Below are 23,399 nucleotides of genomic sequence, written 5' to 3'. Positions count from 1 at the left end.
ACGTTCGTGCTCGACACCCGGCCGGCACCCCCGGCACCCCGCGGCAGCCGTGCCGCCGTGCGCCCGACGGGGCGCGAACGCAGCTTCTCCCCCGACGAGCTGATCGTCTCCAAGACCGATCCCCGCGGGATCATCACCTACGCCAACGACGTCTTCCTGCGGGTGAGCGGCTACCAGCTCGACGAGGTGCTGGGGCAGCCGCACAACATGATCCGGCACCCCGAGATGCCCCGGGCGGTCTTCAAGCTGCTCTGGGACACCCTGGGCACCGGGCAGGAGATCTTCGCCTACATCAACAACCTCGCTGCCGACGGCGGCCACTACTGGGTCCTCGCGCACGTGACGCCCTCTCGGGGGGCCGACGGCCGCGTCGTCGGCTACCACTCGAACCGCCGCAAGCCCTCGGCCGCGGCGATCACCCGGGTCCAGCCGCTCTACACGCGGTTGCTGGCCGAGGAGCGGCGGCACCCGAACGCCCGCGCCGCGGTCGACGCCTCCTCGCGGCTGCTCGCCGACGTGCTCGCCGAGCAGCAGCAGACCTACGAGGAGTTCGTCTGGACGATCATCAATCGCGAGGAGAGCTGAGATGGCCAAGCGATCCGGGCGCGACGCCGCTCGCCGGACCGATGCCGAGGAGCTCGCCGTCCATCGCGAGTTCGTCCGCCAGCTGACCGGGGCGTGCGAGGCGGTCGCCAAGGGCGACCTCGAGATCCGCAGCCGGCTGACGCCCACCACCGAGAGCGTTCCCGAGCTCGTGGCGCTGCACCACGCCCTCAACCGGGTGCTCGACGTCTCCGACGCCTTCGTGCGGGAGTCCTCGGCCGCGCTGAGCTCTGCTGCCGAGGGCCGCTTCCACCGGAAGCTGCTGACCACCGGGTTGCTCGGCGCGTTCCGCCGCAGCGCGAGCGACATCAACGCCGCGCGGCACGCCATGCAGGAGACCGACGGGCGGGTCGCGGAGGCACAGACCAGCCGGCTCCGCCTGGCCGACGAGTTCGAGTCGGTCGTGCTGTCCATGTCCGAGCAGGTCGCGACGGCGGCCACCGAGCTGAGCGCCTCGGCGTCGGGGCTCACCGCGGCGGCGACCGCGGCCAGCACGGAGGTGGGCACCGCGCGCGACACGATCTCCTCCCTCACCCGGTCCTCGAGCGAGATCAAGGAGATCATCGCGCTGATCGACTCGGTCGCAGCGCAGACCCGCCTGCTGGCGCTCAACGCGACCATCGAGGCAGCCCGAGCCGGCGAGGCCGGCAAGGGGTTCGCCGTCGTCGCCTCGGAGGTCAAGGACCTCGCCGACCAGACCGGGCGGGCCACCGAGCGGGTCACCGCGCAGGTGGAGCAGATCCGGCAGGCGTCGGAGGACGTGGCCGAGGTGATGAGCAGTGTCGGTGGCACCGTCGACGAGATGAACGGCCTGGTCGACGGCATCGCCGCCGCCGTGGACGGATCGGCATCGCTGAACACCGGCTACGACGACGTCACGGGCCTGTCGCAGATGGCGGAGAAGCTGCGCTCGGAGGCCACCGGCTTCCTGGCGGAGATGCGCCGCTGAACGGGGCCGGATGCCGCGGCGGCGGGGCCACGAGGTAGTCTCGTCGCCGTTCGCGGGTGTAGTTCAATGGTAGAACATCAGCTTCCCAAGCTGACAGTGCGAGTTCGATTCTCGTCACCCGCTCCACTCGCCGGATCCCGGCGTACCCGGCCGCTCCGCGGCCCCCGGCCACCACGTCTGCGTGCCCGGTACCTGCGCGCTCCCCGCCGCGCCCCCGTCGGCTCACCCGCCTCCTGACCACTGCCGCCCGCCGGGTCCTTGGTCCCTGGGAGGCGACCGGATCGCGCACCACCATGAGCGGAGTGCTTCCGCGCCGGTACCGGCGCTCCTACGGTTCGGGCCGTGCCCCCGCCCGATCCCTCCGGGTCTCCGACGAGCGCCGCCTCCGCCAGCCCGCCGTCGTCCCCGGACGGCCCGCTCGCGGTCGCGCTGCGCCGGGTGGCCGACGCGGCGGCGGCACACGTCGGCGCGGGCCACGCCACCCTCACGGTGCACGCGAGGGACCGCGGGGCGGACCGGTCCGCACCCGCGCCCGGCGGGACCTCCCCGACGGTGCTCGCCCTGCAGATCGATGCCGACGGAGCGCCGTTCGCCACCCTGACGCTCACGCGGGACACCCCCTTCACCGCCACGGACCGCGCCGCCGCTCGCGCACTGGCCGTCGGCGCCGGTCTTGCCATCGAGAACGCCCGCCTGCTCGAGCACGCCGGCCGGCGCCGGCGCTGGGCACTGGCGGGCACCGAGATCGCCAGCGCCCTGCTCTCGGGCGCCCCGACCGACCAGGTCCTCCGCGACGCCGCGGCGAGGATCGCCGAACTGGCCGACGCCGACGCGGTCGGCGTCCTGGTCGCGGAGGCCGGGGACGACGAATCCCTGCGGATCACCGCCGCCGTGGGGCCGATGGCCGCGGAGATGGAGGGCGTGCGCCTGCCGCTGGGCAACACCCGGCTGCAGGCCGTGCACCGCTCGGGCGTCCCGGAGCTGGTCGCGGACGCCGCGACGCCGGTGCCGGGCACCCGACGGCCCGAGGTCATCGGGCGGATCGCCCGCTGGTACGGCCCCGCGCTCTACATCCCCCTCGGCGCCCCGACGGCGCTGAGCACGCTCGCAGTGCTGCGGAGGCGTGGCCGCGCCGCGTTCGAGCCCGGGATCCTGGACCTGGCGTCGGCCTTCGCGACGCAGGCCACGGTGTCGATGGAGCTGGCGCGCAGCCAGGAGCGGGAGCGACGTCTCCAGCTGCAGGCCGACCGGGACCGCATCGCCCGCGATCTCCACGACCACGTGGTCCAGCGCATCTTCGCCACGGCCCTGGCACTGGACCGGCTCGGCCGGTCACTGGAGGACAGCGTGCCCGAAGCGGCGGCGCGCATCGCCGAGCGGGTCGACGAGCTCGACGGGACGATCGCCCGCATCCGGACGTCGATCTTCGAGCTGCACGGGGCAGCGGACAGCTCCCCCGACGCCGTGCGGCACCGGCTGACCGAGGTCGTGCGCTCGGTGACCGAGGGCCACGGCGTCCGGCCGGCCCTGCGCGTCTCCGGCGCGATCGAGGACCTCCCCGCGGAGCTGGTGCCTGATCTGGTGGCGGTGGTGCGGGAGCTGGTCACCAACGTCGTCCGGCACGCAGCCGCGGCTCGGGTGACCGTGAGCGTGACGATCACCGACGACCTGCGCGTCGTCGTCACCGACGACGGACGGGGGCTCCCGTCGGTGACGGTGCGCAGCGGGCTGGCCAACCTCGCCGACCGGGCCGAGCGGCGGGGCGGACGGCTGACTGTGTCGGCCGCGACCTCGGGCACCGAGATCGTGTGGGCGGTCCCGCTGCCCGGCTGACCGTCAGCGGCCCGGCGTCCGGTGGTCGCGCAGCTCGGTGGCGAGGATCGCCGCCTGCGTCCGCCGCTCCAGCCCGAGCTTGGCCAACAGGTGGCTCGTGTAGTTCTTCACCGTCTTCTCGGCCAGGCCCATGCGCTCGCCGATCTGCCGGTTGGTCAGCCCCTCGCCGATCAACCGGAGCACGCTGCGTTCCTGGTCGGTGAGCCGCGCCAGCCGGTCCTCGCCCACGCGCGCCGCGGGTGTCCGCGCCCCGTCGACGGCGACCGTTCCGCCCGCGGCGACGGTGCGCACCGCCGTCACCAGCGCCGACCCGCGGACCTGCTTGAGGAGGAACCCGGCCGCGCCGGCGGCCTGCGCCGCGTCGCGGGCGTCCTGCTCGCCGTAGCTGGTGAGCACCAGGCACCGCAGTCCCGGAACCCGTGCCCGGAGGTCCCGGCAGAGCTCCGCCCCGTCCCCGTCGGGAAGACGCATGTCCACGACGACGACGTCGGGGCGCACGGCCGGCACGCGGGCGAGCGCCTCGGCCACGGACCCGGCCTCGCCCGCGACGGCGATCCCCGGGTCGTCCTCCAGCACCTCGGCCACACCGCGGCGGACCACCTCGTGGTCGTCGACCAGGAAGACGCGGACCGGGCCTCCGACGTGATCCACGGCACACACGGTATCCCGTGGCCGCCCCGCACGGCACCGCCTCGGGCCCGCGCGGACGGAGGGCCCGTCGTCAGGCGGGCAGCAGCAGGGCCGCGTAGAGGGTGAGCCCCGGACCGAAGGCCATGGCCACCACGGGGCCGTCGACGTCGGCCATCTCCTGCAGCACCAGCAGCACGGTGGCCGACGAGCAGTTGCCGTGCTCGGCCAGCACCCGCCGCGAGGCGGCAACCTGCTCCTCCCGCAGCCCGAGCTCGTCGCGGACGACGTCGATGATCCGCGGGCCCCCCGGGTGCACGGCCCAGCCCGCGACGTCCTCCACGGTCAGCCCGGCCCCACCGAGGAGCTCGTCCACGACGTCACCGACGTGCCGGGAGAGCACGTCGGGCACCTTGGGCGACAGCCCCATGCGGAACCCGAGGTCGGTGACGTCCCACGTCATGTGGTCCGCCGTGGAGGCATCGGTGCGGGCGACGACACCGGCCAACCGGCGCCCACGACCGGCCCCCGGCTCGAGCACCACGGCGGCTGCGGCGTCGGAGAAGAGCGCGTGGGCCACCACCTGCTCGAGATCCCGCTGGGCCGGCTGGACGTGCAGGCTGGTCAGCTCGCAGCAGAGCAGCACGGCGGGGCGGGAGCGCGCGGTGACGAAGTCGCCGACGGCGGCCAGCCCCGGGATCGCCGCGTAGCAGCCCATGTGCCCGACCAGCAGGCGCTGCAGTCCCGGGGGCATGCCGAGGTCGGCGGCCAACCGGATGTCCAGCCCCGGGGTGGCGTACCCCGTGCAGGTCGCGACGGCGAACAGCCCGACGTCACCGGGGGCGAGCCCGGCGGCGTCGAGCGCACCGGCCACGGCCTGCTTGCCCAGCGGCAGGGCCTCCTGGATGTAACGGGCCATCCGCGCGCCGGTGCCCCAGCCGCTGAGGTCCTCGTCCAGGGGGTTGGCGACCGCGTGCCGGCTGCGGACGCCGGCGCCCATGAAGATGCGCTCGGCGGCGCGCACGCCCTCGTAGTGCTTCGCGAAGAAACCGTCCCACGCGGTCCGCTGGTCCAGCGTGGTCGGCAGCGCCGACCCCGCGCCGGTGACGACGGCCGCGGTCACGCTCGCCGCTCCACGACGGACCTGCTCCGGATCATGGTCCAGACGGTACGTGTGGCCCTCGGCCGACGCTCGCTCACCGCTTCCGCCCGTAGCCGGCGAAGACGACGGCGGTCGAGCGCACCGGCGCCATGCGGACGGTGCCCCGGCGTCCCAGCCACCAGGCCACGGCGTCGCGCAGCGAGGGGCGCAACCCGACCAGGCGCAGGTCGAGCCCCAGCCGCTCGGCGGCGGCCAGGAGCCGCGCACGGTCGACGAACAGGGCCGGGTCGTGGATGCCCGGGGGCGGGCCGCCGGGCAGGCGCTCGGCGACGGTGACCATGAGGAACCGCCCGATGCGGGTGTCGGCCAGCGCGTCGAGGACCAGCGTGCCGCCGGGGCGCAGGAGGCGGGCGCACTCGGTGAGCACCGCGACGTCGTCGGCCACGTGCTCGAGCACCTCCCCCGCGACCACGACGTCGGCACATCCGTCGGCCAGCGGTACGGCGAGCACCGACCCGCGCACGGGGAGCACGCCGTGCGCGCGGGCCAGGCGCAGTCCGGCCGTGCCGAGGTCGACGCCCACGTGCCGGTAGCCGAGCCGAGCGGCGTGCGGCGCCATGAGCCCGCCCCCGCAGGCGAGGTCGACCAACAGGGCACCGGGCGCGACGGCCGGAGGGATGTGCTCGGCGCGCGAGGCCGCCAGCCAGTGCAGGGCGGCGAAGCCGCCCCCGGGCTCCCACCACTGGTCGGCGAGCTCCTCGTACTGCGCCGGGTCGTTGCGGCGCAGGCCGGTGCGGGTCATCCGGCGGCCGCTCCGGGCCGGAATGCGCGGGTCACCGGCCCAGTCTCACGCCGCCCGGCCCCTCGCGCGTCCCGGGCGCCGGGGTTCGCCGCGCGAGGGCGCGGGCACAGGCCCAGCGACCCGAACCGACGAGGAGGAGCCGACATGACCGAGTCCCACCGAACTCCCCGCAGCGCCGACCGCGCCGAGGGCGATCCCGCGGGCGAGGAGGCCGGCAGCGGGCGCACGCCGCACCCGGAGGAGCCCGCCGAGGGGCGCACCGAGGCGGGCGACGGCGGGGCGGACACCCCGGACGCCTGACCAGTCCGGCCGGGGCGCCCGCGGGCACCCCGGCCGCCGTCGCCGGCGCGACGGGTGAGCGGGATCTCCCTCTCCCAGGGGGTGATCAGCCGGTTCGGCGGTTTCACCGGGTCACCTGTCGGGCACGCTGCGACACATGGAGGACACCGCCGAGCAGCACCGGAACACCCAGGACCCCTCGCACGGGCAGAGCGAGGAGCCGCGCGCCGAGGCGGCAGCCCGCGCCGTCGCCCGGATGCTCGCCAACCCCCGTCGCACCCGCCGCACCTGAGGGCCCGCAACAGCGACTCGTCACGGTCGGTGACCACAAAGACACCACCGATCCCCGGCGTCCCGACCAGCCCGAACGCCCCTCGTCACCCAGAGCAACCACGTCGGCGTGCCGCGAACTGCTCCGTCACGGCACCGGTGCATGCTCCCTGCGTGACCGCCGTACTGCACCGCGCCGCCGCCGCCGACGACGACACCGCGGCCCCGGTCCGCCGGAGCCGCGCCGAGCGTCAGACGATCGTGCTCGACACCGCCGAGCGCCTCTTCGCCAGCCGCAGTTCCCGCAGCGTCGGCATGGACGAGCTCGTCCGCGAGACCGGCCTGGGCAAGATGACGGTCTACCGGCTCTTCAAGAGCAAGGACGACCTCGTCGGCGCCTACCTCTCGCGCAAGGCCGCCACGGTGCTGGCCTTCATCGACGCCGAGCTCGACCGGCTCGAGGGCGACCCGCGCGCGGCGCTGCTCTCCGTCGTCGACGCCGTCGAGCGGGACGTGACGCGCACCGGCTTCCGCGGCTGCCCGTTCAACAACGTGAGCAGCGAGTACGACGACCCGCAGCACCCGGCCCGCAGCGCCGCGGCGGACTACAAGTTCGAGCTGTACGGCCGGCTGGAGCGGCTCGCGGAGGAGGTCGTCCCCGGAGGCGGCGAGGACCTCGCGGCCCAGCTGCACCTGATCATCGACGGCATGTACCTCTCCGGAGGCCTGCTCGGCCCCGACGGCCCGGCCGCGCACGGCCGGCAGCTCGCCGAGAAGCTCATCGACGCGGCGATCACCCGCGCCTGACCTCCCGCTCCGGGGCGTTCAGTGCACTGATCGCCCGGGCGTTTAGTGCACCATCTGCCGGAGCACCGTGGGCGGGTGACGAACGACCGCACCCGCCCCGACCTCGACGACACCACCGTCGAGGCGCTGGGCAAGCTCTCCGAGGCCCTGGAGACCGTCGACCAGGCCCGGGGCTTCCTGTATGCGTTCCACCAGCTGACCGGCAAGGCCGACCGCCTGCTGCAGGAGTCCGTCGCGCTGTTCGAGAAGGCCGGTGCCGGCGAGCTGGCCGCGGACCTCGACCGCGACCTGGTCGGCCGCAACGTCATCGCCGACCGGTGGACCTTCCAGATCGTCGAGGACTTCGACGAGAACTACTGGGGCACCTTCCGCGCCTACGACGCGCGGGCCCGTGACGAGCTCGCCGACGGCGACCGGCACGTCTACGAGGCGCGGATGAAGCAGGGCGAGCGCACCAAGGGCCACCCGAACCACGAGGCCGGCCCCGCGCTGTCAGACTGACGGCGCGGAGATCACCGCGGGTCCGCCGGGCCCTCACGGCCCGCTGCGACCCCGCCCGCCCCGGGGTGATCACCGCCGTTTCCGAGAGCGCCGCCACGGGCAGACCCCGGTCATGACCATGCCTGACGAGAACGGCCGCGGCTCCGACCGCGAGGCGGCACCGCTGGGCGCCGAGAAGGCCCCCGGCGGGGACCGCGAGTCCCTGGGCGCCACCGAGGGTCCCGCCGACGGCATCGCCGGTCCCGCCTATCCCCCGGCCGGCACCGAGCCGGACGCGCAGTGAGCGCCCCGACTCCCCCGCCGGCGGGGGATCCGCTGAGCGTCGGCCTGACTGCGCCGTCCACGACCGGTCCCGGCGCCACCGGGCCGACCACACCTGCGCCGGCCACCACGGCCCCGACCACTCCCACCCCGACGACCACGGCGCCGGCACGCGAGCGGCACGCGGGTCGCACGATCGGCCGCTCGCTCGCCCTCGCGCTGCTGGTCTTCGCGACCGTGGTGCTGGTGCTCTTCGTCGTGTTCAACACCCAGACCGTCGACATCAGCCTGGTCTTCGGCAACGTCGACGCCCCGCTCGTGCTGGCCCTGCTCATCGCCGCCGCGCTCGGTGGCCTGCTGGTCTGGCTCGCCGGCCTGGTGCGGAGGGCCCGCCGCCGCAACCGCTGACGCCCGCCGCTCGCTCCACCCGCCCGAGAGGGCCGTCTCCTCCTCCTGGGGCAGACGGCCCTCTCGTGGCGTGTCGGAGCACCCCACCCTTGCCGTTGTTACCGATGGGTAATAGCGTTTGTTACCGGCGAGTAGGAATTCGCCGTCCATCGGCATGGAGCACGGGAGCCCAGCGCACATGAGCCACTACACCGCGAACCTGCGGGACCTCGAGTTCAACCTCTTCGAGTTCCTCGACACCAAGGACAAGTTCGGCACCGGTCCGTTCGAGCAGATGGACGCCGACACCGCGCGCGGGATCCTCGCCGAGATCCGCAAGCTCGCGGAGGGCCCGGTCGCGGCCTCCTTCGTCGACGCCGACCGCAACCCGCCGGTCTTCGACCCGGCCACGAACTCCGTGACGATCCCGGAGTCGTTCAAGAAGTCCTACAAGGCCGTCGAGGACGGCGAGTGGTCCCGCCTCGACCTGCCCGAGCACCTGGGCGGCTTCGGCGCACCGCACGCCCTGACCTGGGGCGCCTTCGAGATGATCCTGGGCGCCAACCCCGCGGTCTTCATGTACGGCTCGGGTGCGGCCTTCGCCGCGATCCTCGACGAGCTGGGCACCCCGGACCAGAAGCGCATGGCCGAGCTGATGCTCGAGCGCAAGTGGGGCGCCACCATGGTGCTGACCGAGCCCGACGCGGGCTCCGACGTCGGCGCCGGCACCACCAAGGCCGTGCAGCAGGCCGACGGCTCGTGGCACATCACCGGCGTGAAGCGGTTCATCACCTCCGCCGAGCACGACATGAGCGAGAACATCATCCACCTGGTGCTGGCCCGCCCGGAGGGCGCGAAGGCCGGTACCAAGGGGCTGTCGCTCTTCGTCGTCCCCAAGTTCCACGTGGACCTGGCGACCGGCGAGCTGGGCGAGCGCAACGGCGCCTACGTCACCAACGTCGAGAAGAAGATGGGCCTCAAGGTCTCCACGACCTGCGAGCTCACCTTCGGCGACGGCCCGGTGCCGGCCCAGGGATGGCTCGTCGGCGAGGTGCACGACGGCATCGCCCAGATGTTCAAGGTCATCGAGCACGCCCGCATGTTCGTCGGTGCCAAGGCGATCGCCACCCTGTCGGCCGGCTACCAGGTCGCGCTGGACTACGCCAAGACCCGCGTCCAGGGCGCGGACCTGACGGCGACGTCGAAGGACGCCCCGCGGGTCACCATCACCCACCACCCCGACGTCCGCCGGTCGCTGATGCGGCAGAAGGCCTACGCCGAGGGCATGCGTGCGCTGTACCTCTACACCGCGGGCTTCCGCGACCGGGTCGTCGAGGCCGAGGCCACCGGTGACCACGAGGCGGCCAAGCTCGCCGAGCGGATCAACGACCTGCTCCTGCCGATCGTGAAGGGCTTCGGCTCCGAGCGCGCCACCGAGCTGCTCACCTCCGAGTCGCTGCAGACCCTGGGCGGCTCGGGCTTCCTCCAGGACTACCCGATCGAGCAGTACATCCGCGACTCCAAGATCGACACCCTCTACGAGGGCACGACGGCGATCCAGGGCCAGGACTTCTTCTTCCGGAAGATCGTCAAGGACGGCGGCGTCGCGCTGACCTGGCTGGCCGAGCAGATCCAGGCCACGGTGGACGGCGAGGCCGGCAACGGCCGCCTCAAGGAGGAGCGGGCGCTGCTCGGCGCCGCGCTGCAGGACGTCCAGGGCATGCTCGCCGCGATGTTCAACCACCTGACCGGTGCACAGGAGGACATGACCTCGCTGTACAAGGTCGCGCAGAACACCAGCCGGCTGCTGCTGGCCACCGGTGACCTGATCACCGCGTGGCTGCTGATCCGCCAGTCCGAGGTGGCGCTCGCCGCCCTGGCCGGCGACGTCAGCGACAAGGACAAGCACTTCTACGAGGGCAAGCTCGCGGCCACCCGCTTCTTCGCCACGCAGGTGCTGCCCCGGCTGACCTCCGAGCGGGCCATCGTCGAGAACACCGACAACGCGCTCATGGAGGTGGACGAGGCCGCCTTCTGAGCCTCGACCCCAGCCGCCGACGGCCGTCTCCCCCCGGGGGAGGCGGCCGTCGGCCGTTCCCTGGGTGATGTCGCTCGCGCCACGCGTGCGGCGAGCCCGGGGGAGGTATGAGCCTCCGTGACCGAGCACCCCGCACCCCGCACCCCGCACCCCGAGGAGAACGATGAGCGACCCCACCGGCTACGGCGAGTCCCCCGACACCGAGGACGGTCCCGTCGGCGCGGACCAGAACTCCGAGGGACCCGAGGGCAGCGCGACGCTGACGACGGACGAGGACGCGCAGGCCGACGACGGCGTCGTCCGCCCGGGCAACGCTCCGGACTGACGGACGGGGGAACGCGGACGGCAGGGCCCTACCCTGGGCCCGTGCCACCCGTCTCGACCGCGACCGTCCTCGACGTCGGGGAGTGGTCGATCCGGACGGCCACGCACGAGCAGCGCGTGGACCGCTGGGTCGGGCCGCACCGCGAGCGTCGGCGCCGCGGCGAGAAGCACCCGGTACTGGACTTCCTGTTCACGTACTACAGCGAGAGCCCCGGCCGGCTGCGCCGATGGCACCCGGGGGTGGGCGTCGCGCTGGCCGGCCCCGCGCCGCATGCCGGCTGGCGCTGGTACACGGCGGACGGTGACACGGTCCGGCTCGACACCGCCGGCTTCCTGGCCGATCGCGGCGACACCGTCCGCTTCGTGCGCGATCTGCTGGTCGCCACCGCCTCCCGCCCGGCCTTCACCGGCTGCTTCGGGCTGCACGAGTGGGCCATGGTCTACCGCGACGCCGACACGCGGCACCCGGTGCCGCTCCGGCTGGGCCAAGCGGGGACCGACGCCGTCGTCGAGGCCCACCCCATCCGCTGCAGCCACTTCGACGCCTTCCGCTTCTTCACCCCGGCGGCGGTGCCCCGCAACCGGCTGCAGCCCACCCGGGAGAGCCAGCCGGCGCTGGAGCAGCCGGGATGCCTGCACGCCGGGATGGACCTCTACAAGTGGGCCTGCAAGCTGGGTCCGGCTGTACCCGGGGAGCTGCTCGTCGACTGCCTCGACCTGGCCGCGGAGATCCGCGAGCTGGACATGCGGGCCTCCCCCTACGACCTGCGCGACGCGGGATACGAGCCGGTCGCGATCGAGACCCCCGAGGGGAAGGCCGCGTACGTGGCCGCCCAGCGCGCGTTCACCGAGCGCGGCGCGGTGCTGCGACAGCGCCTGGTCGACGTCTGCGACGTCCTGCTGGGCTGAGGGTCGGGCGCAGAGCGGGCCGGGAGGGCGTGACCTCCCGGCGCGACGTCGACGTCCCGCTGCCCGCGGGCAGAGCTCGTCGCGCCCGCTCACTAGGGTGACTCCGTGAGTTCCCCGAGCGAGGACCGCTGGATCAGGCTCGACGGCACCGCGAACACCCGCGACCTCGGCGGCCTGCCCACCACCGACGGCGGCCGGACGCTGCCGGGCCGGATCCTGCGCAGCGACAACCTGCAGACCCTGAGTCCGGACGACGTGCGCCGGCTGGTGGGCGAGATCGGGCTGCGGCAGGTGATCGACCTGCGCACCTCGGCGGAGATCCTGCTCGAGGGGCGGGGACCGCTGCGCGAGGTCCCGGAGGTCTCGCACCGGCACTTCACGCTGCTCCCCGAGCGCGGTCACCACACCGACGTCTTCGCCGTCGAGGAGGACGACCCGGAGCTCGACCTCCCCAGCGGGTGGATGGAGTCCCTCCTCCCCCGCCAGGTGGCCGCTCACGACGAGGGCGAGCCGCCTGCCGTCCGGTCCTACCTCGGGTACCTGGGCCAGCGCGGCGACAACGTGGTGGCCGCGCTCCGGGCGATCGCTCAGGCCGGCCCCGGCGCCTCGGTGGTGCACTGCGCGGCCGGGAAGGACCGCACCGGCGTGGTGTGCGCGCTGTCCCTGGCGGTGGCCGGCGTCCCGCACGAGGAGATCGTCGCCGACTACGCGCTGACCGCCGAGGTGATCGACGGTGTCGTCGCCCGGCTCGCCGCCTCCCCGACGTACGCCGACGACATGGTCAGCCGCGACGTCGCCAGCCACACGCCGCGCGCGGAGACGATGGACCGGGTGCTCACCCTGCTCGACGAGCGCTTCGGGGGGCCGCTGGGCTGGCTGACCGCCCACGGTTTCGGTCCCGACGAGCAGGCGGCGCTGCGCGCGCGGCTGCGGGACTGACCGGCCTCCAGGGCCCCGAGTGCACGCGACCCCGGCCTCGCCAGGAGACCGTGGTCGGGGTGTTCACGGCCGCGAGCAGCGGCCCGGGCTCAGCGGCCGAGGAAGTGGCTGTTGCTGGCCATGGTCAGGAGCTCGTCACGCATCGCCGGGCTGCTGGTGCGCGAGAGTGCCTTGTCGATCGCCCGCCGGGTGCGCGCCACCTGCCGGCGCTCCCGCCAGATCGTCGTCACGCTGCTCATCGCTACTGCCTCTTTCATCGAAGTCGGGTGCTACGCCGTAGGAACGTAGGCATTCACCACTCTAATCCGACGAAACGTCTGTCGACTTGAGTCCACGCCGAAGCTTTCTCACCCCTCCGGGTGAGAGTGGTCACGTCCGCCAACGACGACGGCGCCCGCCCCCACTCGGGGGACGGGCGCCGGGTGACGTGCTGGAACGGCCGCCTCGCAGGGCCCCACCCGCCGGGCCTGCGAGGCGGGTGGGGGCGAGGGGGTCCTTCTACTGCTGGTCGGGGCGGGAGACGTCGCCGCGCCAGGCACCGGTCTCGGTGCCACGGCTCTCGATGAACTCCTTGAACTTCTTCGCGTCCGCCTTGACCTGGCGGTCGTCGAAGCCGAGCGCGGCCCCGGCCTTCTCGACCAGCCCCTCGGGCTCCCAGTCGATCTGGATCATCACGCGGGTCTTGGTGTCGTCGAGCCGGTGGAAGGTCACGACACCGGCGTGCTTGGCCTCACCGCTCGTGCTGGTCCAGGCCACCCGCTCCTCGGGGTGCTGCTCGGTGATCTCGGCGTCGAACTCACGCTTCACCCCGTCGATGTTCGTGACCCAGTGGGTGTGGGTCTCGTCGATCTGCGTGATGCTCTCGACGCCACCCATGAACTGGGGGAAGGACTCGAACTGCGTCCACTGGTCGTACACGGCGCGGATGGGGACGTCGACGTCGACGGACTCCTGCACGGTGGCCACTGCTGCTCAGCTCCTCGTGTCGCTTGTTTCGGTCGTGTGCGACCTACCCGGGCAGAGCCCGGCCGACACGTCGAACCAGCAGGTCAGCGCACCGCGGCCGCCAGACTACCCCGGACCGTGGAGTTCCGCAGGAGCAGTGCCTGGGCGAGGTGGTAGGCGTCGGGCTGCCCGACCCAGGTACCTGTCGCGACCTCTCCGGTCGGCGTCAGCTCGTGGTGCCAGCTGCCGGTGAGCGGATCGGCGAAGCGGGCCTCACCGTGCGCCCACCAGCGATCGGCCAGCTCCGCGAACCGCGCCTCGCCGGTGACCCGGTGGAGCACCGCGGCTGCGGCCACCGCCTCGCAGAGCACCCAGTGCACCCGGGCACGGACCACCGGACGGTCCGACCAGTCGAGGGTGTAGGGGAAGCCGTCCTCGCCGTCGGCGGCCCAGCCGCGGGTGGTCGCGGCATCGAAGAGGTCCAGCGCGTCGGCCAGCAGCCAGGCCGGTGGCTCGACGAGCACCGCGCGCACGTGCAGGGCGAGGCGCGCCCACTCGAACTGGTGCCCGACGGTCACGCCGAAGGGCCGGAACGGATCGGCCGGGGCGTCGCGGTTGAACTCGGGCTGGGGCGTCCACGAGGCGTCGAAGTGCTCGGGGAGGCGCCACCCCCGTTCGCGCGCCCAGCCGTGCACGACCCGCTCGACGCTGCGCAGCGCCTGGCCGCGCAACCGCTCGGTGAGGACCGGGTCCTCGACGGCGTCGGCCGCCGCCAGCGTCGCCTCGACGCCGTGCATGTTGGCGTTGGCGCCCCGGTAGCCGTCCAGCCGCGACCAGGAGCGGTCCCACTCCCCCACGGCCAGCCCGGCGTCGTCGTCCCAGAACCGTTCCTGCCAGACGGCGAGGGCCTCCCCCAGGAGCTCGTCGCCCAGCCCGGCCAACCGGGCCGTGGACCCGGCGAGGACCACGAACGCGTGCACGTATGCGGCCTTGGCGTCGTCCTCGGTGCTCGACCGCCAGCCGCCGTGCCGGTGGTCGTGCAGCGGGCCGCCGGTCAGCGTGGCGACACCGTGCCGCGCCAGCTCCTCGGCGCCGGGCCTGCCCAGCAGATGGGCGAGCCCGAAGACGTGCGTCATCCGGGCGACGATCCAGGTCTCGAGCGGCCGATCGGGCAGCACGGCGCCGTCCGGTCCCAGGTACCCGAAGCCGTCGGCCACCCGGGACCGGGCGGCGAAGTCGAGGAGCCGGTCGAGGTCGGTCACACGCCCGAGGCTAGGAGGTCGACCGCCGGCCCGCCGAGACCGCCAGCGACAGCCGCACGGTGACCACCGCCATCACGACCAGCAGCAGGAGACGGACGAGACCGGCGCCGATGTCGGCGCCGCCGTCGTCGGACACCAGGGCGTCGAGCAGCCCGAGCAGCACCACGGCGCCGGTCACCACCATCCCGATGCGCCGGGTGGCGGGTTCCTGCTCGGTCAGGAGCAGCACCCCCGCCGCGAGAGCGCAGAGGTAGCCGGCGATCTGGAGGACCGCCGGCACCGCCCCCGGGTCGGAGGCGGGCCGGGACCCGCTCACCACGATCGCCGCCCCGGTGAGGACGACGAACAGCAGCAGTGCCACCAGCGCAGATGTCTTGCGGGCCACGAGGACCTCCTGGGTATCGGAACGCCTCAGTAGGCGATCGCGGTGGCTGGATCGTGAAGGAGCGAACCAAGATCGGCAAGGGCCTTCGACCCGAGTTCACCGTCCACGATCCGGTGATCGAAGGAGAGCGCCAGCGTGGTGACCTGTCGCGGCCTGACCTCGCCCTTGTGCACCCACGGCATCTCGCGGACCGTCCCGAAGGCCAGGATCGCCGCCTCCCCGGGGTTCAGGATGGGAGTGCCGGTGTCCACTCCGAAGACGCCGACGTTCGTGATGGTCAGCGTGCCGCCGGCCATGTCCGCGGGTGACGTCCTCCCGGCCCGGGCCGTCGAGGTGAGCTCGCCGAGCGCCGCGCCCAGCTCGGCCAGCGACAGCCGGCCGGCGTCCTTGATGTTCGGGACGACCAGCCCCCGCGGCGTCGCCGCCGCGATGCCGAGGTTCACCTGGCCGTGCACCACGATCTCCTGCGCGGCCTCGTCCCAGCTGCTGTTCAGCATGGGATACCGCTTCGCCACCAGCAGGAGCGCCTTGGCGACGAACAGCAGCGGGCTGACCTTCACCCCCGCCAGCTCCGGGCGGGCGGCGAGCCGGCTCCGCAGCTTCATCATCCGGGTGACGTCGACGGTCAGGAACTCGGTGACGTGCGGCGCGGTGAAGGCGCTGGACACCATCGCGGCGGCGGTCGCCCGGCGGACGCCCTTGATGGGGATCCGCTGCCCGGCCGCGTCGTCGACGGCCGGCGGGGCGGCAGCGGTCGAGCGGGCGGCGAGCGCGGCGTCGACGTCGGCCCGGGTGATGCACCCGCCGGCCCCCGACCCGGTGAGCGTGGTGAGGTCGATCCCGAGCCCCTTGGCGTACTTGCGCACCGGGGGCTTGGCCAGCGGGCGCGGGCCGCGGCGGCCGGGGACCGCCTCGCGGGCAGGCGCTGCGGCCGCGCTCAGTGCCGCCGCCTCCGCCTGGCGGCCGACCTCCAGCCCACCGTGGCGCACCGGCTTGGTCCGCATGTCCGGCGCGGTGGCCAGCAGCGGCGGGGCGTCGTCGCTCACCGGCGGCACCACGGGGCTGCCGGCCGGCTCGGCCGCCGCCCGCCGGGGTCGGCGCCGCGCCTCGGTCGTGCGGGGGCCGTAACCCACCAGGACGGCGGTGCGCCCGTTCGGTTCCGCGCCGCCCCCGACGTCGATGGTGATGATCGGGGAGCCGACGTCGACCGTCGTCCCGGCCTCGTGCAGCAGCTCGACGACGGTGCCGGCCCACGGCGAGGGCAGCTCGACGGCGGCCTTCGCCGTCTCCACCTCGCACAGCGGCTGGTTCACGGTGACGGTGTCACCGACGGCGACCAGCCACTGCAGGATCTCGCCCTCGGTGAGGCCCTCGCCGACGTCGGGCAGCGGGAAGGAGCGGAGCGTGGATGTCTGCGTCATGGCTCAGAACCCCATCGAGCGGTCGACGGCGTCGAGCACGCGGTCGAGGTCGGGGAGGTACTCCTCCTCCAGCTTCGACGGCGGGTACGGGGTGTCGTACCCGCCGACCCGCAGGACCGGCGCCTCCAGGGAGTGGAAGCAGCTCTCGGTGATCCGGGCGGCGATCTCCGCCCCCAGACCGAGGCTCGTCGGGGCCTCGTGGACGACCACGCACCGGCCGGTCCGGCGCACCGACTCCATCACCGGGTCGAGGTCCAGCGGCGAGACGGTCCGCAGGTCGATGACCTCGAGCGAGCGCCCCTCCTCCTGCGCCGCCTCGGCCGCCTGCAGCGCCGTCTTCACCATCGGGCCGTAGGCGAGCACGGTGACGTCGTCGCCCCCGCGGACCACCCGCGAGGCGAACAGCGGGTCGGGGGTCGCGTCGAGGTCGACCTCCGCCTTCTCCCAGTACCGGCGCTTCGGCTCGAGGAAGACGACCGGGTCGGGGTGGGCGATCGCCTGCTGGATCCCCCAGTAGGCGTCGGCCGGGTTGCTGACCGCGACGACCCGGAGCCCGGCGGTGTGCGCGAAGTAGGCCTCCGGGCTCTCGCTGTGGTGCTCCACCGCGCCGATGCCGCCGCCGAACGGGATCCGGATGACGACCGGCATGGGGATCCGACCCTGCGAGCGGGCGTGGATCTTCGCGACCTGGGTGATGATCTCGTTGACGGCCGGGAAGACGAAGCCGTCGAACTGGATCTCGCAGACCGGCCGGTAGCCGCGCATGGCGAGGCCGACGGCGGTGCCGAGGATCCCGGCCTCGGCGAGCGGGGTGTCGACGACGCGCGCCTCGCCGAAGTCCTTCTGCAGGCCGTCGGTGATCCGGAAGACCCCGCCCAGCCGGCCGATGTCCTCGCCCATGAGGACGACCTTCGCGTCGTCCTCCATGGCGCGGCGCAGGCCGAGGTTGAGCGCCTTGCCGATCGTGAGGGTCTCGGTGCTCATCGCTCCCCCTCGAAGGACGCGTGGTAGGCGTCGAACTCGGCCTGCTGGGCAGCGAGCGGGGCGGGCTTCTCCGCGTAGACGTGCTCGAACATCGAGCTGGGCTCCGGCTCGGGCATGCCGACGGTGCCCGAGCGGATGCGGGCGGCCAGCTCGTCGGCGTCCGCCTCGACGGACTCGAAGAAGGTCGCGTCGGCGATGCCGCTGCGCGACAGATGGGCCTTGAGCCGGGCGATCGGGTCGCGCAGCTTCCACTCCTCCAGCTCGCTGGCCAGGCGGTAGCGGGTGGGGTCGTCCGACGTGGTGTGCGCCCCCATGCGGTAGGTGAACGCCTCGATGAACGTGGGTCCCTGACCCTCCCGGGCGGCCTGCAGCGCCTGACGGGTCACCGCGAGGACGGCGAGGACGTCGTTCCCGTCGACCCGGACGCCGGGGAAACCGAACCCTGCGGCCCGCTGGTACAGCGGGATCCGCGTCTGGCGCTCCAGCGGGACGCTGATCGCGTACTGGTTGTTCTGGCAGAAGAAGACCACCGGGGCGGAGAAGCTGGCGGCGAAGATCATCGCCTCGTTCACCTCGCCCTGGCTGGTGGCGCCGTCGCCCAGGAAGGCCAGCACTGCCTGCTCGGCGCCGTCGCGCTGCACCCCCATGGCGTAGCCGGTGGCGTGCAGGCACTGGGCGCCGATGACGATCGTGTACAGGTTGAAACCCCGAGCGGCCGGATCCCAGCCGCCGTTGTCGACGCCGCGGAACAGGCTCATGACGTGCAGCGGGTCGACGCCCCGCGTCCAGGCCACACCGTGCTCGCGGTAGGTGGGAAAGGCCATGTCGCCGTCCTGGAGGGCCCGGCCGGCACCGACCTGCGCGGCCTCCTGCCCGAGCAGCGACGCCCAGAGGCCCAGCTCACCCTGACGCTGCAGGGCGGTGGCCTCGGCGTCCCACCGCCGGACGAGGACCAGGTCGCGGTAGAGGCCGCGGAGCTCGTCGTCACCGATGTCGAGGGAGTACTCGGGGTGCTCGACCCGGTCGCCCTCGGGGGTGAGCAGCTGGACGGTGCCGCTGTCGCACGACGGCGGCAGGTGGGGCGCGGCGGCGCCCGGGACGGGGTCGACCACCTCGGTGAACTCGGGCAACGCTGTCACGGTCGCTCCTGGCCTCGGCCACCGTCGCCGGGGTCTCCGGGCGACGGTGGTGCTCGACGTCCCGCCGGGTGTGGCGGTCCTCACACATCCTGACATGCGGGCAGGGGCGGGCAACAGCCCCCGGAGCGGCCGATCTGAGCAGCGGTCCGTGCGGTGCCTGAGCAGAACGCCTTCCGCACAGGGGAACCAGGTGCCAGAGTGCTCACCATGACCGAGGTGGACGCCACCGATGCCCGGATCCTCCTCGCCCTGACCGAGGACCCCCGTGCGAGTGTGATGGCGCTGTCCCAGCGACTCGGCCTGGCCCGCAACACCGTGCAGACCCGCCTCGCCCGGCTGGAGAGCAACGGCGCGCTCGCCCCGCTCGACCAGCGCATCCGGCCCGAGGCGCTCGGCTACCGGCTCGGCGCGTACATGTCGGTGCAGGTCGCCCAGCGCAGCCTGGCCGAGGTCAGCGACGCGCTGGCCCTCCTGCCCGAGGTGCTCGAGGTGACCGGGCTCTCCGGCGTCACCGACCTGCTCGTGCACGTGGTCGCCGTCGACGCCGATCACCTGTGGCGGATCACCGAGGCGGTCCTCGCGATCCCCGGCGTGCAGCGGCTGGACACCGCCCTGGCGATGCGCCGCTTCGTCGACCGTCGCGTGACGCCGCTGCTGGAGCGGGCCACCGGCGGCTCGCCGGACTGATCGGTTCCGGCGCGTCACCGGGCCGTCACCGCACGGCGTCGTCCGACCGTCCTAGGGTGCGCCGTGCCCAGTGCTCGGTCGCGTCGTCCCGCCCTCCTGCTCGTCGCCCTGCTCGGCGCCCCGCTGGTGCTGGCCGGCTGCCGACCGGAGATGGTCGACGGGGCGATCGAGCCCTTCACCAGCACGGGGGGCGAGGTGGTCGCCGAGAGGCCGTGCGCGGGCGGCGACTTCGACTGCGTCACCCTGACCGTGCCGTCGGACCACTTCGCCGCCGCGTCGCGCGAGTGGGAGGTCACCTTCGCCGTGCGGAAGGCCGACGGTGAGTCCCGCGGCGTCCTCGTCACCGCGACCGGGGGCCCCGGGTCCAGCGGCATCCTGCTCGCCGAGCACTACGTGGCCGCGATGGACCCGACCATCACCGACTCCTACGACCTCGTGTTCTTCGACCAGCGGGGCATCGGCCGCTCCGAGCCGTTCGGCTGCGACGACATCCTGTGGAGCTTCGACTCCACGATCGATGCCTCCGCCGACGAGCGGGAGCGCGACCGCTACGCCCGCCGGGCCGGCGACTTCGCCGAGGACTGCTTCGAGGAGGCCGGCTTCTCCCCCGCCGAGGCGCCGCTGTTCGCCACCCGGCAGGCGGCGGAGGACCTCGAGGTGTTCCGCGAGTGGTACGGCGCCGAGCGCCTCACCCTCTACGGCGAGAGCTACGGCACCCAGTTCCAGCAGGCGTACGCCGCCGCGCACCCCGACCGGGTCCAGGCCCTGGTCCTCGACGGCGTCGTGGACGTGCAGACCCCCATCCGCGCCTTCGCCGCGGAGAGCGCCACGGCCTACAGCGACGTCCTGACCGGGAGCCTCACCGCCTGCGACGCCGACCCCGTCTGCGCCGACGACGCCCCGGGGGACTCCCTGCCGGCCTACGACGAGCTGGCCGAGGAGCTGGCCGACTCCCCCCGGCCGTACAAGTACCCGCTGCCCGACGGGGAGCTGGACGAGCGGGAGCTCACCCTCGAGGAGCTGGAGGCCGCGGCAGCCGGCTCGATGAGCGTGCCCGACCAGCGGATCCGGTTCGCCCGCGCGGTCAACGCCGCCGTCGAGGGCGACGAGGTGCCCCTCGCCCGGCTGGCCGCCGCCACCGCGGGGGCCGACCCGAACACCGGCGAGGTCCTGCCCGACCCCTCCTTCTCGCCCGCGCTGTTCCTGGCCGTCGAGTGCCAGGACTACCCGTTCGTCCCCGCGGGGAGAACCGGCCGGGCGGAGCTGGACGCCTGGCTGGACGGCGCCGCCGCCGCCGGCATCGAGGACCTGCGCCTCGACGACCCCTACTACGGCGACCTCCCGTGCCTGTTCTGGCCGCACGAGGAGGAGCCCACGCCCCTGCCCGCCCCGCCGGCCGACCCGCCCTACCCCGTGCTGCTGCTGACCGCCGACACCGACCCGAACACCCCCACGGCCAACGCGCTGCGCGTGCACGCCCGGGACCTCGGCTCGGCGCTGGTCACCCTCCCGGGCGGGCCGCACGTGCTGTTCGGCTGGGGATACCCGTGCGTCGACCGGGCGGTGCTGCGACTGCTGAGCGACGGCCGGCTGCCCAGCCGACCCGAGACCACGTGCGACGACGACCCGGTCCGCATGCCGTACGTCCCGTTGCCGCCCGACTCCGACGTGGGCTACCAGGACCCGTACGAGACCGTGGGCCTGATCGTGACCGAGGTGCTCGGCGCCTCCTTCGAGTCCTGGCCCGCGATCGAGCCGCTCGAGCTCGCCTGCCGGTGGGGCGGGTCGCTCGAGTACTCGCTCGACCGCCGCGGGACCGTGGAGGTCGCGCTGGACGGCTGCGAGTGGACGCAGGACGTGTCGGTCCACGGCACCGTCGAGGTGACCGACGCCGGGTCCGGTGACCTGACCATGGACGTCACGCTGCCCTTCGCCGAGCTCCAGCTGGAGGCCGACGGCGACGTCGACGGCACCTTCCGCGGCCGCCCGGTCGACTGATCCTCAGCGCGGGCGCCGCACCCGCACCGGACCCCGGGCACTGCTCACGTCGACGACCGCGCCGCCCTGGGTGACCTCGACCGAACCGGCCGCCGCGAGCCGGCCGGCCGCGGCACGGGCGTCGGGCATGAGGTCCCGCCAGTTCTCGGGGTCGACCGCGCGGGCGGCCTCGGAGGGGCAGATCGAGGCCGTGGGCGCGCGTCGGTCGAGCAGTGCCCCGATGGCCCGCTCCAGCCGTTCCCCGACGTCGTCCACACCTCCAGCCTGACGGGTGGACTCCGCACCTGCGCGGTTAGCGACCACTGGCCACCCGGGTAGGGGGCCCGCGGTCCGTGCCGCCCACCCCGAGGAGTTCCGTGTCCCCCGCCGAGCGAGACCTGCTGCAGGAGCTGCTCCACGCCTACGGCCCCGGCGGTCAGGAGGACGACGTCCGCGCCATCTGCCGGCGCGTGCTCGAACCGCTGGTGGACGAGCTCACCGTGGACCCGGCGGGCAACCTCGTCGGGCTGGTCCGCGGCCGCGCGGGCGGGGACGGCCCCGTCGTGCGCGTGATGGCCCACATGGACGAGCTGTCCATGATCGTGAAGCGGGTCGAGCCCGACGGCATGCTCCGGCTCTCCCAGCTGGGCACGATGTACCCGGCCAACTTCGGCCTGGGGCCGCTCACCGTGCTCGGTGACGCCGAGGCGCTCACCGCCGTGCTGCTCCTCGGCTCGGAGCACACCACCCCCGAGACCTCGCAGGTCTGGCAGACCAAGCCGGACGGCGGTGACCGCGCCATGCAGTGGAGCGACGTCCGCGCCTTCACCGGTCGTTCCGCGGAGGACCTGGAGGCTGCCGGCGTGCACCCGGGCACCCGGGTGTGCGTCCACCGCGACCGTCGGCAGCTGGTGGACGTCGGCGTCTTCGTGGCCGGCTACTTCCTCGACGACCGCGCCGCCCTCACCGCGTTGCTCGGCGCCGCGCGGCTGCTGCGCGACGGTGACGGCCCGGCCGGGGACACCTACCTCGTGTGCACCACCGGAGAGGAGATGGGCGGCATCGGCGCGACCTGGGCCAGCCGTGCGCTGCCGGGCGACATCACCCTCGCCCTGGACGTCGGCCCGGCCGAGGCCGAGTACCAGGTGGGCGCCGACTCCGGGCCGGTCATCGCCTACGCCGACGACGCCGTCGTCTACGACAAGGCGATCTCCGACCACCTGCTCGCCCTGGGGCGCGAGCTGGGGCTCTCGCCACGGGCCGCGGTGTGGGAGTCCTACGACTCCGACGGCTCGCAGGCGAAGAGCCACGGGCAGACGGCCCGCGCCGCGCTGATCTCGCTGCCGACGCTGAGCACCCACGGGTACGAGGTGCAGCACCGCGACACCGTCGGGCGGGTGTCCCGGCTGGTCGCGGAGTACCTGCGCCGGCCCACGGGTAGCCACCGGCCGTGAAGCGGACCCCTCTCGGCATCAGCGGCAAGGGCAAGCGCGGCATCAGCACGCTGGGCTGGGCACTGCGGGGAGCGGCCGCCGGCGCGGCCGGCAGCACCGCCCTGAACGCGGTGACCTACCTGGACATGGCCGTGCGCGGGCGCGGCAGCAGCTCCACGCCGGAGGACACCGTCGAGAAGCTCGCCGCCGCGGCGCACGTCCCCATCCCCGGGGACGACGAGACGCGGGAGAACCGGGTGCAGGGGCTCGGTCCGCTGATCGGGCTGGTGGCCGGGATCGGCGTCGGCACCCTCGGCGGCCTCGCCCGCTCCCAGGGCTACCTCTCGGCCAAACCCGTCGGCGTCGCGCTGACCGGGCTCGGCGCCATGGTGGCGGCGAACGGGCCGATGACGGCGCTGGGCGTCACCGACCCGCGCACCTGGTCGGGAACCGACTGGATCAGCGACCTGGTGCCGCACCTGGTCTACGGCCTGGTCGTCAAGAACACCATCGACGCCTTCGACCGCCCCTGACA

The 23,399-nt window shown here is 73.8% G+C and carries 28 protein-coding genes and 1 tRNA gene; 18 read left to right on the top strand and 11 right to left on the bottom strand.

The window, feature by feature from the left end:
- Positions 1-6 precede the first annotated feature (6 nt).
- The 4 genes from DQ237_RS05530 (at position 7) to DQ237_RS05515 (ending at position 3,385) form a co-directional block, all read left to right on the top strand.
- The gene (locus DQ237_RS05530) at positions 7-585 is read left to right on the top strand and encodes a PAS domain-containing protein (RefSeq protein WP_113797976.1); all 579 of its coding nucleotides are present in this window, start codon (positions 7-9) and stop codon (positions 583-585) included.
- A gap of 1 nt (position 586) precedes the next feature.
- Complete coding sequence (locus DQ237_RS05525; protein ID WP_113797974.1) at positions 587-1,552, top strand: methyl-accepting chemotaxis protein; 966 nt, start codon at positions 587-589, stop codon at positions 1,550-1,552.
- 52 nt (positions 1,553-1,604) lie between these two features.
- Positions 1,605-1,678, top strand: a tRNA-Gly gene (locus DQ237_RS05520).
- A gap of 216 nt (positions 1,679-1,894) precedes the next feature.
- Positions 1,895-3,385, top strand: coding sequence for an ATP-binding protein (locus tag DQ237_RS05515; protein ID WP_240619431.1), 1,491 nt, complete (start codon positions 1,895-1,897; stop codon positions 3,383-3,385).
- Between the two features lie 3 nt (positions 3,386-3,388).
- Here the strand turns inward: DQ237_RS05515 and DQ237_RS05510 are convergent, their stop codons facing one another.
- From DQ237_RS05510 to DQ237_RS05500, 3 genes are all read right to left on the bottom strand, one after another.
- Positions 3,389-4,036 (bottom strand): response regulator transcription factor, encoded by a 648-nt coding sequence (locus DQ237_RS05510; protein ID WP_113797972.1) that lies wholly within the window; start codon positions 4,034-4,036, stop codon positions 3,389-3,391.
- Positions 4,037-4,106: 70 nt separating this feature from the next.
- A complete protein-coding gene (locus DQ237_RS05505) occupies positions 4,107-5,135 on the bottom strand; it encodes a type III polyketide synthase (RefSeq protein ID WP_113797970.1) in 1,029 nt (342 codons plus the stop codon).
- Between the two features lie 73 nt (positions 5,136-5,208).
- Complete coding sequence (locus DQ237_RS05500) at positions 5,209-5,916, bottom strand: methyltransferase domain-containing protein (protein ID WP_113797968.1); 708 nt, start codon at positions 5,914-5,916, stop codon at positions 5,209-5,211.
- Between the two features lie 144 nt (positions 5,917-6,060).
- Between DQ237_RS05500 and DQ237_RS19645 the strand changes: the two genes are divergently transcribed.
- From DQ237_RS19645 to DQ237_RS05470, 10 genes are all read left to right on the top strand, one after another.
- Positions 6,061-6,216 carry a hypothetical protein gene (locus DQ237_RS19645; RefSeq protein ID WP_166509510.1) on the top strand — a complete coding sequence of 52 codons (156 nt, stop codon included), beginning with the start codon at positions 6,061-6,063 and terminating at the stop codon, positions 6,214-6,216.
- 136 nt (positions 6,217-6,352) lie between these two features.
- On the top strand, positions 6,353-6,487 hold the full coding sequence (locus DQ237_RS20395; protein ID WP_255411525.1) for a hypothetical protein: 135 nt from the start codon (positions 6,353-6,355) through the stop codon (positions 6,485-6,487).
- Between the two features lie 152 nt (positions 6,488-6,639).
- The gene (locus DQ237_RS05495; RefSeq protein WP_113797966.1) at positions 6,640-7,272 is read left to right on the top strand and encodes a TetR/AcrR family transcriptional regulator; all 633 of its coding nucleotides are present in this window, start codon (positions 6,640-6,642) and stop codon (positions 7,270-7,272) included.
- 75 nt (positions 7,273-7,347) lie between these two features.
- Entirely contained in the window at positions 7,348-7,773 is a 426-nt protein-coding gene (locus tag DQ237_RS05490) for a hypothetical protein (protein WP_113797964.1), read from the top strand.
- Positions 7,774-7,885: 112 nt separating this feature from the next.
- Entirely contained in the window at positions 7,886-8,056 is a 171-nt protein-coding gene (locus DQ237_RS19640; RefSeq protein WP_166509509.1) for a hypothetical protein, read from the top strand.
- A complete protein-coding gene (locus DQ237_RS05485) occupies positions 8,053-8,442 on the top strand; it encodes a lipopolysaccharide assembly protein LapA domain-containing protein (protein ID WP_240619430.1) in 390 nt (129 codons plus the stop codon). Before DQ237_RS19640 ends, DQ237_RS05485 begins: the two co-directional genes overlap by 4 nt.
- 178 nt (positions 8,443-8,620) lie before the next feature.
- The gene (locus DQ237_RS05480; protein WP_113797962.1) at positions 8,621-10,459 is read left to right on the top strand and encodes an acyl-CoA dehydrogenase; all 1,839 of its coding nucleotides are present in this window, start codon (positions 8,621-8,623) and stop codon (positions 10,457-10,459) included.
- A 163-nt stretch (positions 10,460-10,622) separates the two neighbouring features.
- Positions 10,623-10,784 carry a hypothetical protein gene (locus tag DQ237_RS19635; RefSeq protein WP_166509508.1) on the top strand — a complete coding sequence of 54 codons (162 nt, stop codon included), beginning with the start codon at positions 10,623-10,625 and terminating at the stop codon, positions 10,782-10,784.
- 41 nt (positions 10,785-10,825) lie between these two features.
- Positions 10,826-11,692 carry a 3-methyladenine DNA glycosylase gene (locus DQ237_RS05475; RefSeq protein ID WP_113797960.1) on the top strand — a complete coding sequence of 289 codons (867 nt, stop codon included), beginning with the start codon at positions 10,826-10,828 and terminating at the stop codon, positions 11,690-11,692.
- 105 nt (positions 11,693-11,797) lie between these two features.
- Positions 11,798-12,631: a tyrosine-protein phosphatase gene (locus DQ237_RS05470; RefSeq protein ID WP_113797958.1), complete on the top strand. Its 834-nt coding sequence runs from the start codon at positions 11,798-11,800 to the stop codon at positions 12,629-12,631.
- 89 nt (positions 12,632-12,720) lie between these two features.
- Here DQ237_RS05470 and DQ237_RS19630 read toward each other — a convergent pair whose 3' ends face one another.
- The 7 genes from DQ237_RS19630 to pdhA form a co-directional block, all read right to left on the bottom strand.
- Entirely contained in the window at positions 12,721-12,870 is a 150-nt protein-coding gene (locus DQ237_RS19630) for a hypothetical protein (protein ID WP_166509507.1), read from the bottom strand.
- Positions 12,871-13,129: 259 nt separating this feature from the next.
- Positions 13,130-13,597 (bottom strand): SRPBCC family protein, encoded by a 468-nt coding sequence (locus DQ237_RS05465; protein ID WP_113797956.1) that lies wholly within the window; start codon positions 13,595-13,597, stop codon positions 13,130-13,132.
- An 83-nt stretch (positions 13,598-13,680) separates the two neighbouring features.
- A complete protein-coding gene (locus DQ237_RS05460) occupies positions 13,681-14,838 on the bottom strand; it encodes an AGE family epimerase/isomerase (RefSeq protein WP_113797955.1) in 1,158 nt (385 codons plus the stop codon).
- Between the two features lie 10 nt (positions 14,839-14,848).
- Entirely contained in the window at positions 14,849-15,223 is a 375-nt protein-coding gene (locus DQ237_RS05455; RefSeq protein ID WP_147251747.1) for a hypothetical protein, read from the bottom strand.
- 26 nt (positions 15,224-15,249) lie between these two features.
- Positions 15,250-16,644, bottom strand: a complete 1,395-nt coding sequence (locus DQ237_RS05450) for a dihydrolipoamide acetyltransferase family protein (protein WP_113797951.1) — start codon at positions 16,642-16,644, stop codon at positions 15,250-15,252.
- 3 nt (positions 16,645-16,647) lie between these two features.
- Positions 16,648-17,628 carry an alpha-ketoacid dehydrogenase subunit beta gene (locus tag DQ237_RS05445; RefSeq protein WP_113797949.1) on the bottom strand — a complete coding sequence of 327 codons (981 nt, stop codon included), beginning with the start codon at positions 17,626-17,628 and terminating at the stop codon, positions 16,648-16,650.
- Positions 17,625-18,767: a pyruvate dehydrogenase (acetyl-transferring) E1 component subunit alpha gene (gene pdhA, locus DQ237_RS05440; RefSeq protein WP_113797947.1), complete on the bottom strand. Its 1,143-nt coding sequence runs from the start codon at positions 18,765-18,767 to the stop codon at positions 17,625-17,627. Before pdhA ends, DQ237_RS05445 begins: the two co-directional genes overlap by 4 nt.
- Positions 18,768-18,974: 207 nt before the next feature.
- Here pdhA and DQ237_RS05435 point away from each other — a divergent pair, with 207 nt between their 5' ends.
- Both DQ237_RS05435 and DQ237_RS05430 read left to right on the top strand, forming a co-directional pair.
- Entirely contained in the window at positions 18,975-19,454 is a 480-nt protein-coding gene (locus DQ237_RS05435) for an Lrp/AsnC family transcriptional regulator (RefSeq protein WP_113798534.1), read from the top strand.
- Between the two features lie 63 nt (positions 19,455-19,517).
- Entirely contained in the window at positions 19,518-21,452 is a 1,935-nt protein-coding gene (locus tag DQ237_RS05430) for an alpha/beta fold hydrolase (protein ID WP_113797945.1), read from the top strand.
- A 3-nt stretch (positions 21,453-21,455) separates the two neighbouring features.
- On the opposite strand, the gene DQ237_RS05425 is transcribed toward DQ237_RS05430, so the two are convergent.
- Positions 21,456-21,707 carry a DUF3253 domain-containing protein gene (locus DQ237_RS05425; RefSeq protein WP_113797943.1) on the bottom strand — a complete coding sequence of 84 codons (252 nt, stop codon included), beginning with the start codon at positions 21,705-21,707 and terminating at the stop codon, positions 21,456-21,458.
- Positions 21,708-21,808: 101 nt separating this feature from the next.
- Between DQ237_RS05425 and DQ237_RS05420 the strand changes: the two genes are divergently transcribed.
- Both DQ237_RS05420 and DQ237_RS05415 read left to right on the top strand, forming a co-directional pair.
- Complete coding sequence (locus tag DQ237_RS05420; RefSeq protein ID WP_113797941.1) at positions 21,809-22,885, top strand: peptidase M42; 1,077 nt, start codon at positions 21,809-21,811, stop codon at positions 22,883-22,885.
- Positions 22,882-23,397 (top strand): hypothetical protein, encoded by a 516-nt coding sequence (locus DQ237_RS05415; RefSeq protein WP_113797939.1) that lies wholly within the window; start codon positions 22,882-22,884, stop codon positions 23,395-23,397. Before DQ237_RS05420 ends, DQ237_RS05415 begins: the two co-directional genes overlap by 4 nt.
- The last annotated feature ends 2 nt before the right edge of the window (positions 23,398-23,399 follow it).

The organism is Blastococcus sp. TF02-8 (assembly GCF_003319175.1).
GTDB lineage: Bacteria > Actinomycetota > Actinomycetes > Mycobacteriales > Geodermatophilaceae > Blastococcus.
The sequence above is the reverse complement of the archived record's forward strand: the minus strand, read 5'-3'. Positions and strand labels throughout refer to the sequence as shown.